This is a genomic window from Limosilactobacillus urinaemulieris, from assembly GCF_932750685.1.
Taxonomy (GTDB): domain Bacteria; phylum Bacillota; class Bacilli; order Lactobacillales; family Lactobacillaceae; genus Limosilactobacillus; species Limosilactobacillus urinaemulieris.
In genome coordinates this window covers 167,951-181,078 of the sequence record NZ_CAKOBX010000001.1, presented here as the reverse complement: position 1 = coordinate 181,078, position 13,128 = coordinate 167,951, and the positions used below count along the sequence as shown (strand labels likewise).

Annotated in this window: 11 protein-coding genes; all 11 read left to right on the top strand. The window is 41.3% G+C overall.

Going from position 1 to position 13,128, the window contains the following annotated elements; all coding sequences use genetic code 11:
• Window positions 1-202 precede the first annotated feature (202 nt).
• Window positions 203-334 (top strand): hypothetical protein, encoded by a 132-nt coding sequence (locus tag MR181_RS08730; protein WP_255372237.1) that lies wholly within the window; start codon window positions 203-205, stop codon window positions 332-334.
• A gap of 803 nt (window positions 335-1,137) precedes the next feature.
• Complete coding sequence (gene gap / locus MR181_RS00870; RefSeq protein ID WP_102169191.1) at window positions 1,138-2,151, top strand: type I glyceraldehyde-3-phosphate dehydrogenase; 1,014 nt, start codon at window positions 1,138-1,140, stop codon at window positions 2,149-2,151.
• Between the two features lie 92 nt (window positions 2,152-2,243).
• The gene (locus tag MR181_RS00865; RefSeq protein ID WP_003717601.1) at window positions 2,244-3,455 is read left to right on the top strand and encodes a phosphoglycerate kinase; all 1,212 of its coding nucleotides are present in this window, start codon (window positions 2,244-2,246) and stop codon (window positions 3,453-3,455) included.
• Window positions 3,456-3,524: 69 nt separating this feature from the next.
• On the top strand, window positions 3,525-4,274 hold the full coding sequence (gene tpiA / locus MR181_RS00860; RefSeq protein WP_191911151.1) for a triose-phosphate isomerase: 750 nt from the start codon (window positions 3,525-3,527) through the stop codon (window positions 4,272-4,274).
• Between the two features lie 88 nt (window positions 4,275-4,362).
• On the top strand, window positions 4,363-5,685 hold the full coding sequence (gene eno / locus MR181_RS00855) for a phosphopyruvate hydratase (RefSeq protein WP_003717603.1): 1,323 nt from the start codon (window positions 4,363-4,365) through the stop codon (window positions 5,683-5,685).
• A gap of 239 nt (window positions 5,686-5,924) precedes the next feature.
• Window positions 5,925-7,310, top strand: a complete 1,386-nt coding sequence (locus MR181_RS00850) for an amino acid permease (RefSeq protein WP_242333773.1) — start codon at window positions 5,925-5,927, stop codon at window positions 7,308-7,310.
• A gap of 106 nt (window positions 7,311-7,416) precedes the next feature.
• Entirely contained in the window at window positions 7,417-8,961 is a 1,545-nt protein-coding gene (locus MR181_RS00845; RefSeq protein ID WP_191911153.1) for a ClC family H(+)/Cl(-) exchange transporter, read from the top strand.
• 65 nt (window positions 8,962-9,026) lie between these two features.
• A complete protein-coding gene (gene secG, locus MR181_RS00840) occupies window positions 9,027-9,266 on the top strand; it encodes a preprotein translocase subunit SecG (protein WP_040531604.1) in 240 nt (79 codons plus the stop codon).
• Between the two features lie 62 nt (window positions 9,267-9,328).
• Window positions 9,329-10,084 carry an alpha/beta hydrolase gene (locus tag MR181_RS00835; protein WP_242333770.1) on the top strand — a complete coding sequence of 252 codons (756 nt, stop codon included), beginning with the start codon at window positions 9,329-9,331 and terminating at the stop codon, window positions 10,082-10,084.
• A 1-nt stretch (window position 10,085) separates the two neighbouring features.
• Window positions 10,086-12,491: a ribonuclease R gene (gene rnr / locus MR181_RS00830; protein WP_242333766.1), complete on the top strand. Its 2,406-nt coding sequence runs from the start codon at window positions 10,086-10,088 to the stop codon at window positions 12,489-12,491.
• Between the two features lie 25 nt (window positions 12,492-12,516).
• Entirely contained in the window at window positions 12,517-12,984 is a 468-nt protein-coding gene (gene smpB, locus MR181_RS00825) for an SsrA-binding protein SmpB (RefSeq protein WP_191911156.1), read from the top strand.
• Window positions 12,985-13,128 lie beyond the last annotated feature (144 nt).

Sequence of the window (13,128 nt, the reverse complement as noted above, 5' to 3'; positions counted from 1 at the left end):
AAGTCCTTTTATCTATTAATTTTTCTAAAGATATTTTAAAATTGGTCTAGTTTAATTTTTTGAAATTTTTTTACTCTAGGAAATGTTGCTATGATAATCCTGACAAGAGATAGCATTTTATGAAGGGTTGCTTTTTAAATCCATGCCCGGTATAATTGGAACGTTAATTAATTTACGTTTAATATATAAGGAGGCATTTGCTATGCGTAAAGCACACCCATACGGCGTTCAAGGTCGTCGGCCAATTGCTCCTAAGTACAAGCGAGCATTAAAGGAAAAGAAGATTGAAGCTATTCGTAAGTGGGCTAAGGAAAAGCCAGCTGAAGAAAAGTAATTTAATATTGTAATGGTTGACTGAATCTATTTTAGTCAACTTTTTTATTTACTTTATTTAATAATAGGGATCAACCGGAAGTTAACTTTCTTAGAGGAAAGACTGACTGGTATAGGACGATAAATGTTGATGAAATCATTAAACATATAGTAAGAAGCCGAGAAAAAACAAGACGTTTTTTCTCGGCTTCTTACTATTACCAGTAATTTTCGAAACTACTGAGTCTAATTGCGGGAATCCAAATAGGCTCACTTCGTTTCGTAAACCGAGCCTTCGAGTCTAACGCAGCGGTGCAAGCCTATTCGGCTACGAACGACTCTGACGAGTTTATCATCACTCGTCGTTCTAGGTTAGCCCATCAGGCTCTTAAATGGGTTAATTCCCAGTTTCCCTCTATATTAAATATTACTAAAAAAGGAGACTAACAAATTTTGTTAGTCTCCTTATAAAAAATGCGCCCCCCGAGAGTCGAACTCGGATCTCGAGAACCGGAATCTCACGTGCGATCCATTACACTAAGGGCGCGTCAACAAATATTATATTATCTTACTTTAAGCATAATTGCAACAATAAATTTCTATTTTAATAATGATAACGTTTTCACAAGAAAAATAAAACTTTTCAGGCTAATTGGATAGACAAGTTAGTGAAATGTGAGTATTATTAATACCGTAAGGTTGTAATTGCTAAATCATGATCTGGCATAGATGCCTAATATTACTTAGATGTGATTGGTATCGTATGAATGTGATTGAATTAGCAAAGACACTAATTATGTTTTTCCTAAAGGAGGAAATTGCAGTATGACTGTAAAGATTGGTATTAATGGTTTCGGCCGTATTGGTCGTTTGGCATTCCGTCGTATTCACGAACTCAACACTGATGATATTGAAGTTGTTGCTATCAACGACTTGACTTCACCAGAAATGTTGGCTTACTTACTTAAGTACGACTCAACCCAAGGTCGTTTTGATGGCGAAGTTTCATCAACTGACAAGGGTATCGTTGTTGATGGTAAGGAATACCCTGTATACGCAGAACGTGACGCACGTAACATTCCTTGGGTAAAGAACGACGGTGTTGACTTTGTTCTTGAATGTACTGGTTTCTACACTTCTGCAGAAAAGTCACAAGCTCACTTGGATGCCGGCGCAAAGCGTGTTCTTATTTCTGCACCTGCTGGTAACATTCCAACTGTTGTTCCTGGTGTTAACTTGGATACTTTAAAGGCTGATGACAAGATTGTTTCAGCTGGTTCATGCACAACTAGTTGTCTTGCACCAATGGCTTACTGGTTGAACAAGAACTTCGGTATCAAGGTTGGTACTATGACTACTGTTCACGCTTACACTGGTAGCCAAGCTGTTCTTGACCAACCACGTGGTAAGAAGTTCCGTAACAACCGTGCTGCTGCTGTTAACACTATTCCTCACTCAAGTGGTGCTGCTAAGGCTATCGGTCTTGTTATTCCTGAATTGAACGGTAAGCTTTCAGGTCACGCACAACGTGTTGCTGTTCCTGATGGTTCATTAACTGAACTTGTTACTATCATGAACAAGAAGGTTTCTGTTGATGATGTTAACAACGCTATGAAGGAAGCTGCCAAGGATAACCCAGCATTCGGTTACACTGATGACCCAATCGTTTCAACTGATATTATTGGTTCTACTTTTGGTTCTGTATTTGACCCATCACAAACCGAAATCATGGAAGGCGAAGATGGTACTCAATTAGTTAAGACTGTTGCATGGTACGACAACGAAAATGGTTTCACTTGCAACATGATCCGGACTTTGCTTCACTTTGCAAACCTTTAATCCGGAATGCTGAAATATTAGCGGCATAAAAAGGTGGGAGGAGGAGACTCCAACCACCCTTTTTCTTAACAAAGAAGGAGGAAACATAATTTATGGCAAAATTAACTGTTGAAGATTTACCTTTAAGTGGTAAAAAAGTTTTAATGCGGGTTGACTTTAATGTCCCGATTAGTGACGACGGTACTAAGGTTGAAGATGACAACCGGATTGTTGCCGCTTTACCAACTATTAAGTATGTTATCGAACATGGTGGTAAGGCTATTCTGTTCTCACACCTTGGTCGAATTAAGAAGGAAGAAGATAAGCCTGCTAAGTCTTTGAAGGCTGTTGCTGAACGTCTTTCTGAATTACTCGACAAGCCTGTTAAGTTTGTTCCAGTTACTGAAGGTAAGGAACTAGAAGATGCTATTAACGAACTTAAGGATGGCGAAGTATTGCTTGTTCAAAACACTCGTTATGAAGATGTTAAGGATGGCGAATACGTAAAGCGTGAATCCGGTAATGATCCTGAATTAGGTAAGTACTGGGCTTCATTGGGTGATGTTTACGTTAACGATGCATTCGGTACTGCTCACCGGAAGCACGCTTCTAATGTTGGAATTGCTACTAACATGCCAGGTAAGGCTGCTGCCGGTTTCTTGATGGAAAAGGAAATCAAGTTCTTGGGTGATGCAGTTGATAATCCACAACGGCCATTCGTTGCTATTCTTGGTGGTGCTAAGGTATCCGACAAGATTGGCGTTATTGATAACCTTCTTGACAAGGCTGACAAGATTATCATTGGTGGTGGAATGGCTTACACATTCTACGCTGCTAAGGGTATTAAGACTGGTGACTCACTTGTTGAAAAAGACAAGATTGATGTTGCTAAGAAGATCCTTGATAAGGCTGGCGATAAGATCGTCCTTCCAATTGACAACGTTGTAGCTGACAAGTTTGATAATGATGCTAACACTAAGGTTGTTGAAGGCGACATTGACGATGGCTGGATGGCTCTTGATATTGGTCCAAAGTCTGTTGAAGAATTCAAGAATGTTTTGAAGGATGCTAAGACAGTTGTTTGGAATGGACCAATGGGTGTCTTTGAAAAGCCTAACTTTGCTAAGGGAACCCTTGAAGTAGGTAAGTTCCTTGGTACTTTGAATGATGCAACTACGATTGTTGGTGGTGGTGACTCTACCGCTGCTGTTAAGCAATTAGGTGTTGCTGACCAACTCACCCACATTTCTACTGGTGGTGGAGCTTCATTAACCTACCTTGAAGGTAAGACTTTGCCAGGAATTGCTGCAATTTCTGAAAAGTAATATATAATAAAGCGGAATGGTTGAAATTGGACTATTCTGCTTTTTTTGCGGTTTAAAGGAGTGATTTTGATGAGGGTACCAATTATCGCTGGCAATTGGAAAATGCATAAAACGGTGGCTGAATCAGTCGATTTTGTTAAGAAGATAAGGGATCAACTACCGCCGGCGGAACAGTTGGAAACTGCACTAGCGGGACCGACATTATCATTAGTTTCAATGAAAGAAGCTGCTGCAGGCTCTCCGCTGAAAATTGCTGCTGAGAACTGCTATTATAAAAATGAGGGTGCATATACGGGTGAGACCAGTCCATACGCTCTTTATCAAGCAGGAATTCATCATGTCATTCTTGGACATTCGGAGCGCCGGAAGTATTTTCATGAGACTGATGAAATCGTAAATAAAAAAATTAAAGCAGCATTAGCAGACCACCTTTGTCCCATCGTTTGTTGTGACGACACAATGGGGCGACGAACAGCAGGGAAAAAGGTTCATTGGGTTGTAAACCAAATTCTTTACGATGCTAAGGGGCTTTCAAGCGATGAGATTAGGCACGTTACAATTGCTTATGAGCCAAGTTGGGCAATTGGAACTGGTCAAAGTGCTGATCCTGATGAGGCTGAAGAGGGGTGCTACCTAATTCGACAGACGGTAGCTTATATGTACGGGAATGACGTTGCTAATGACGTTCGGATCCTTTACGGAGGAAGCGTAACAACTAGTAATATCAATGCTTTAATGTCAAGTCAGGATATTGATGGGGTCCTCGTTGGTGGTGCGAGCTTGGATCCTGAAACATTTTTAAAATTAGTTAACCACTAAAAGCTTGTTTTTGGTTGCACAAAATAATACAATATTAATGAAATAGCGCGATTGCTATCGAATTTAAGACAGAGGAGAGATTCATCAAATGTCACTTATTACAGATATTTATGCACGTGAAGTTCTTGATTCACGTGGTAACCCTACAGTTGAAGCTGAAGTATATACTGAAGCTGGTGGTGTTGGCCGTGGAATCGTACCTTCAGGTGCCTCAACTGGTGAACACGAAGCCGTTGAATTACGTGACGGTGATAAGAACCGTTTTGGCGGTAAGGGAGTATTAAAGGCCGTTGCTAATGTTAACGACGTTATTGCTAAGGAAATTGTTGGTATGGAAGTTACCGACCAAATTGCAATTGACAAGGCAATGATCAAGTTAGACGGTACTCCAAACAAGGGTAAGTTAGGTGCTAACGCTATTTTAGCCGTTTCACTTGCTGCTGCTCGTGCCGCTGCTGACGAATTACAAGTTCCTCTTTACAACTACCTTGGTGGTTTCAATGCTCACGTATTGCCAACACCAATGATGAACGTTATCAACGGTGGTGCCCACTCTGATAACAAGGTTGACTTCCAAGAATTCATGATCATGCCAGTTGGTGCACCAACTGTTCGTGAAGCAATTCGTTGGGGTTCAGAAACTTTCCACGCTTTGAAGAAGGAATTGGAAGCTGCTGGTAAGGTAACTTCTGTTGGTGACGAAGGTGGATTTGCTCCTGACTTTGCTAACAACGAAGAACCATTCGAATACTTGATCAAAGCTATCAAGGATGCCGGCTACAAGCCAGGTAAGGATATTGCAATTGCCTTTGACGTTGCTGCTTCAGAATTGTGGAACGACGAAGACAAGAAGTACAAGCTTCGTTGGTCAACTGGTGAAGAATTCACTACTGATGAATTTATCGACTACCTTTCAGGAATTATTGAAAAGTACCCAGTTGTGTCTGTTGAAGACCCAATTGATGAAAACAACTGGGACGACTGGGTAACCCTTACCAACAAGCTTGGTAAGAAGGTTCAACTTGTTGGTGACGACTTCTTCGTAACTAATACTGATTACCTTAAGAAGGGTATTAAGATGGGTGCTGCTAACTCAATCTTAATCAAGCTTAACCAAATCGGTACTTTGACTGAAACTGTTGAAGCTATCGAAATGGCTAAGGAAGCTGGTTACACTGCTATTGTTTCACACCGTTCTGGTGAAACCGAAGATACAACCATTGCGGACTTAGTTGTTGCTACTAACGCTGGACAAATCAAGACTGGTTCTATGAGCCGGACTGATCGTCTTGCTAAGTACAACCAATTAATGCGGATTGAAGATCAACTTGGTGACGTTGCTCAATACAAGGGTATCCATTCCTTCTACAACTTGAGCGAACAAGCTCGTCAAGACATCGAAAACCGTTAATTAGTTTAACGTTAAAAAATAACAGACCTTTCATAGTCAATTTTAGTTGACTGTGGAAGGTCTATTTTTTGTTCAACTAGCTTTTTTAGTTATTTTATCGGCGTTGCTTTCTTAATTAAGTTAACTATTTTTTGCTTAACTAATTAATAATGAGAGAATGATTAGAAAAGTTCTTGGCAATTAGGGATTCATATAATATAATTTGAAAAGTTATAATTTGAGAAAGGGATTTGATACTAATGAAAAATTCTGCGCCAAAGTTACGGCGAACAATGACCGCCGGCCAAATGGAAATGATTTCCTTAGGTGGGGCAATTGGTGTTGGTTTATTTATGGGGTCAACGTCAACAATTAAGTGGACCGGACCATCAGTCCTTTTGGCTTATGCATTTGTTGGCTTAATTCTCTACATTGTTATGCGGGCTCTTGGAGAAATGATCTATATTAATCCAGGAACGGGGTCGTTTGCGGACTACGCTACTGAATATGTTCACCCGCTTGCAGGATATCTTGCTAAATGGGCTAATGTTTTTGAATATATTGTTGTTGGAATGTCGGAAGTTGTGGCGGCAACCGAATATCTGAAATTTTGGTGGCCACATATGCATACTTGGATTGCCGGAATCGTGATCATTATCTTCTTGGTATTAGCAAACCTTGCTAGTGCTAAGGCATATGGCTCGCTAGAATTTTGGTTTGCGATGATCAAGGTTGTCACAATTATTTTCATGATTTTTCTGGGCTTCATGGTGATTCTTTTCGGCTTTGGTAACGGTGGGCACCCAACAGGTTTTAGTAACCTTTGGGCACATGGCGGTTTCTTTACGGGCGGAATTAGTGGTTTCTTCTTCTCAATGTCAATTATCGTTGGGTCATATGAGGGAATTGAATTGCTAGGAATTTCTGCTGGTGAAGTTGCCGACCCGCAAGAAGCAATTATTAAGTCTGTTAAGTCGGTTCTTTTCCGGATCCTGATTTTCTATGTTGGAGCAATCTTTGTTATCGTAACGATTTACCCATGGGATAAGCTGAGCAGTGTTGGCTCACCATTCGTATCAACCTTTGCCAAGGTGGGGATTACTGCTGCGGCATCAATTATTAACTTTGTTGTGCTAACGGCAGCCCTTTCTGGTGCTAACTCCGGAATTTACAGTTCAAGTCGGATGCTGTTTAAGCTTTCTCACGAAGGGGATGCGCCAAAGATTTTTGGTCGTCTTTCTAAGCGAATTGTCCCTGATGCAGCAATTCTTGGAATTTCTGGGGGGATTTTAATCGGTTTTATCATTGATATGATTTCCTCAATTTATAATCACTCAACTTCCGATATGTTTGTCGTTGTCTTTAGTTCTTCAGTTCTGCCAGGAATGATTCCATGGTTTGTGATTCTTCTTGCCGAATTACGTTTCCGGAAGAATAATGCGGACTTGATGGTAGATCATCCGTTTAAGTTACCCCTCTATCCATTCTCAAATTACTTCGCGTTTATTATGCTAATTGTAATTGTGATCTTTATGTTCATTAATCCTGATACCCGGATTTCGGTTATTGTTGGGGCAATTGTCCTCATCGTTGCAACAATTGTTTATCTGGTTCGTCATGGCTTAAAGAAAACAACAGCTGAATAAGACCTTAACTAGCAGGTTCTGGATTAATCACTATCCACCACCTGCTTTTTCTTTGGAGATGTAGTACAATACTTGGGTGAATCTTAGGGAAAAGTTAGGAGAAATAATGAATAAGCAAGCAATTGTTAACCAGGATAGCCAAGTTAAGCAAATGATTCGTGCCATTATTATTGGATTGTTGACAGGGTTAGTGGTTAGTACGTTTCGGTTAATCATTCAACACCTTTTGGAGTTTGTTAGTACGAGTTTTGCTTATTTTCATCATCACCCAACGGGACTAATTTATTGGGCAGCTGGTTCGGTAATTCTGGCATTAATTTTGGGACAGCTCGCACAGCGATACCCGAATATTAAGGGATCCGGGATTCCTCAGGTTGAGGGGCAGTTAAAGTGCCAATTTGATGAAAAATGGTGGCCAGTTTTATGGCGAAAGTATCTCGGTGGAATTTTTGCTATCGGTTCTGGCTTGTTTCTCGGCCGCGAAGGACCATCAATCCAGTTGGGAGCAACAATTGGCCAGGGGGTTGCCGAAACGGCTCACGTTAATTCGCTTAACCGCCGTGTTGGTATTGCTAGTGGTGCCGCTGCTGGATTGGCGGCAGCGTTTAATGCGCCAATTGCAAGCACTATTTTTATTTTGGAGGAAGTTTATCATAACTTTTCGCCATTAATTTGGCTGGCAACTTTTATTAGTTCTCTTTGTTCAAATATGGTTTCCATGACCATTTTTGGTCTCAAACCAGTATTAAATGTTCCATATCAATATGAATTGCCGGTTAGCTTGTATTGGCATTTAATTATCTTGGGAATTGCTCTTGGGTTCCTTGGCCGCCTTTATCAAATCGTTATCTTGCGACTTGATCATTGGTCGGGAAAGCTAACATGGCTTAAACCTTCAGTATATCCTGTCATCCCATTCCTTTTAGTTATCCCGGTTGCTTGGTACCTTCCTTATACTCTTGGTGGCGGAAACCAGTTAATTGCTGAGTTAAGGTTATTACCATTCTCCCTAACTCTTTTTATTGGCTTGTTTGTTCTTCGGTTTGTCTTTTCAATGATTAGTTATGGAAGTCAATTACCTGGGGGAATCTTTCTGCCAATCTTGACTTTAGGAGCAGTCTTGGGGGCAGTTTATTGTACGTTAATGGTTAAGGTAGGCATCTTACCTGCACGGTACCTACCAAATTTCATTATTTACGCAATGGCAGGGTACTTCGCTTGTATCAGTAAGGCACCATTTACCGCGATCCTGCTCATTACCGAAATGGTGGGTTCGTTAGCCCACTTGATGCCATTAGCAATGGTTTCGATCATTGCCTATCTTGTGGTTGATGCTTTACATGGGAGGCCTGTTTATACCGCAATGTTTGAGAACTTTATCGGGCTGCGCGCTGAGAAAAAGCCACTTCACCAAGAGACACTTTCGGTAACAATTTATCCGGGCTCTGAACTTGATGGTTGTCAAATTGCGGATTATTCATGGCCAGCTGATTGCATTGTTTCTCTTATTTATCGTGGAGAAGATAAAATTATTCCAAACGGGAAAACAATTCTCCTAGCTGGTGATACCCTGCTTATCCAGGCGAATATTTCCGATAAAAATAAACTCCAAGAAATTTTGGAACGGTCATCTCACACGCCAAAAATGTAGAAATTAGATGAAGAGTATGTTATTCTGTACTAGATATAGTGGGCAATTATTAGGAGGAAAAATCCTTGTATAACACATTAATGACTTTATTTTTAATAGATTGTGTAGTTCTGATTGCATGTGTAATGATGCAACCAGCAAAGAACGATAATGATGCAATGTCTGCTTTAACAGGTGGAGCTGGAGATTTATTCTCACGGCGTAAGGCTCGTGGATTTGAAGCCGTAATGCAGGTTGTTACTACGATTTGTGGGGCGATCTTCTTTATCTTAGCTTTGGCCTTGGTTTTCGTTTCATCACACTAAAGCGGCGCTGCCTCCTGTATCATGTATTCAGGAGGCTTTTTTATTTTAAGGAGTAAGAAATAATGGAAGTTAGTTCGGGGAAGCCCTTTTTATTTCCTCACGGTCGTTTTGGGGTTATTCTATTACATTCATATACGAGTAGTAGTGCTGATATGCGAATGCTTGCACGGCACCTGGAGCGGCAGAATTATACGATTTATGCTCCGGTATTCACTGGGCATGGGAGCGATCCACTGACTGTCTTAGAAAAAAGCGGTCCAAAAGACTGGTGGACCGATACGCAATTTGTAATTCGACGATTAAAGGATATGGGCATGGAGAAGATCGTGATCCTCGGTTTGTCATTAGGAGGATTACTAGCTACCAAGGCACTCGAGAATGATTCAACCTTAGCAGGCGGGGGTGTTTTTGCCTCTCCCGTTACTACTTGGGGACAATCAAATGTTCCGCAATTTTTCCCGCAATTAGCAACTGCTTATTATAAGAAAGCAGGATTGAATTCCCGGGAAATTAACGAACGAATTGTAAAAATTAATCAATTGTTACCAAAACAATTAACCGCTATTAGCGAAATGACATGGGAAATAGATCAGCACCTGGAGCAAATTCACCAGCCATTTTTTGTTGGTCAAGGTGGTCGGGATGAAATGATTAATCCTCATTCCGGAAAAGAATTAGCAGAAAAGCTATTAGCCCAAGGAACTCCGGTTGACTATCATTATTATCCGCAAGCTGGTCACGTTCTTACCGTTAACAATGCCCATCGACAGTTATTCGCTGACGTTACTGACTTCCTACAAAAAACATTTGAGGTGTAATATGACAACAAAAACGAAATTAAAAGATCAGATATTAGATTATTTAAAGGAAAATGCTAATGTTAGTTTTTCGGCTGAAAAATTAGGTCGGGCATTAAAGATGGCTGACGCTGATTCATTTACGCCAATTGTCCAAGCATTAGCTGAGCTTGAACGTGAAAAGAAAGTGACAGTGACTGAGCGTGGAGAATTTAAGGCAGTGATTAAGCCCCAAGCAATTATCGGGACGTTCCACGCTAATGATAAGGGGTTTGGCTTTGTTGACTATGATCCTGACTTGCCGGATATGTATATTAATCCCGATCACACAATGCATGCTTTAAATGGTGATCAGGTTGAGGTAAAGATCCTTCGTCCCGCTAAGCCAGGAAGTGACCAGGGTCCTGAAGGGCAAGTAGTTAAAATTGTTGAACATAACTACGATCAAATCGTTGGCGAGTTTAAGCAGGAAACTGTTGGTGATTATATTGGTGAAATTCTTCTAAAGGATAAAAAGCTTTCCAATTACCGCTTCTTCGTTAATGATCAGGGCCTAAAACCAATGGATGGTCAAGTAGTTACTGCTACCGTTGCGACCTATCCGGATGATGAGGCGCCGCAAGTAATGACTGGTGCAGTTAACGAAGTGATTGGTAATAAGGACGAGCCGGGAATTGATATTCTTTCAGTGATCTATGCTCATGATGTCCCCCACGAATTTCCTCAAGAGGTAATGGATGAAGCTAATAAAATTCCGTTGAAAGTTCTTCCTGAAGAAAAGAAGGGACGGGAAGATATTACTGATCAGCCATTAGTAACAATTGACGCAATTGAGTCCAAGGATCTGGACGATGCGGTTGTTGCGTGGAAGATGGATAACGGTCACTATCATCTTGGAGTTCATATTGCTGATGTTAGTCACTATGTTAAGCCGGGATCTGCCCTTGATAAGGAAGCGTTTAAGCGCGGAACTTCAGTTTACTTAACTGACCGGGTAGTACCAATGCTTCCTAAACGGCTTTCTAATGGTATTTGTTCACTCAATCCAGGTGAAGAACGGCTTTCAATGAGTTGTGAAATGGAGATTGATGAGCAGGGACGGATTGTTAAACACCGGATTTTCCCAAGTGTAATGCGTTCCCACGCGCGAATGACCTATAAGGCAGTTAATCGGATCCTAGAATCCCATGATGCTAAGACAATGGCTGAATACAAGGATTTAGTTCCAATGTTTGAAACCATGCGCGACATCCATAAGATCTTATTAAATGCACGAAAACGTCGGGGAGCAATTGACTTTGAGGCACCAGAAGCAAAGATCATTGTCGATGATCAGGGCCATCCAACCGATATTCAACTTCGGGAACGGGGATTAGCGGAGCGGATGATCGAATCATTTATGCTTGCTGCTAACGAGACCGTTGCTGAACATTATTACAAGGAGCACGTTCCGTTCCTTTATCGGATCCATGAACAACCTGATAATGAAAAAATAAAGTCTTTCTTTGAATTCCTAAGTGTTTTCGGGATTAATGCCCATGGTGATATTAATAATGTTAAGCCGAAAATGCTCCAAAACGTTTTGAAACAGGTTGCTGGAAAGCCGGAAGAACAAATGGTTCAAGTAATGATGTTGCGGAGTATGCAACAGGCAAAGTATGATGATGAAGAGGTCGGTCACTTTGGCTTGGGTGCAAAGTATTACACACACTTTACTTCACCAATTCGGCGGTACCCTGATGATACGGTTCACCGTTTAATCAAGTGGTATGAGAAGCATGGTAAGGGAGAAGATGCCAAGGCTGCCTGGCGTGATCGTTTGCCAGAAATTGCTGAGCATACGTCATTTACAGAACGGCGGGGAATTGATACTGAACGTGATGTTGATAGCATGAAGAAGGCTGAATACATGGAGGACCATGTTGGAGAGACTTTTGATGCAGTCGTTAGTTCAGTGATGAAGTTCGGATTATTTGTTGAATTAGAGAATACCGTTGAGGGACTCGTCCATATCAGTGTCATGAATGATGACTACTATGAATATTCAGAAAAGCATCTGGCTTTAATCGGTCGTAGTCACCACCGGATCTTCCAAATTGGTCAGCCGATCAAGGTTAAATTAGTTCGGGTTGACAAGGATCTACGTGAAGTCGATTTCCAATTAGTTAACCCTGAAGAAGCGCCAACAACTAAGATTCGGGTTCCACATAATGATGATCGTCGTGGCGGTCGTCGGGGAAATAATCGGCACGGTCACAGTAATGGTAGTCACAAGCGAAATGACGGCCACTTCCGAAATACACAGGGAAAGTGGAAACACGATGGTCGTGAGAATGGTAATCGGAATAACCGGCAAATAAATCGTGGACAAGCCCGTCACCATAATAATTCTCGTGATTTTGAAGGACAGCGTCGACGCCGACATTAATATTTTGACCTGATGGGGGGATTCCATGGCCAAAAAGCATGAAAACAACGATAATTTAATCGCTCAAAATAAAAAGGCCCGTCATGATTATTTTGTGACTGACACCTATGAAGCAGGACTAGTTTTAACGGGAACGGAGATTAAGTCTGTACGAGCACACCGGGTTAATTTAAAAGATGGCTTTGCGCAAATTCGTAATGGTGAAGCATGGCTAATGAATGTTCATATTAGTGAATACGATAATGGAACTTTCTTCAATCAGGATCCGCTTCGTAATCGCAAACTGCTGCTCCACAAAAAAGAGATTCAAAAATTGACTGGTGCTCTCCAGGATAAGGGTGTTACTCTTATTCCATTAAAAATGTACATTAAGCATGGCTATGCAAAGGTTCTTCTTGGCCTCGCTAAGGGAAAACACGAATATGATAAACGTGAATCCATTAAGCGTCGTGAAGCTAACCGTGAGATGGAACGGGTAATGAAGCATTATTAGAGGTAGAGTGCGAGCCAGCAAAGAACTTGCGGAAAGCCAGCAATTTCTCCTGACGAAGGCGCCTCGCGCCTAGGAAGGAGGTTGCTGGCTCTAGCAAGTTCCTGGCGAGCAGTTCTTGACTATGTTGCCTAGAACCCTAGGCGG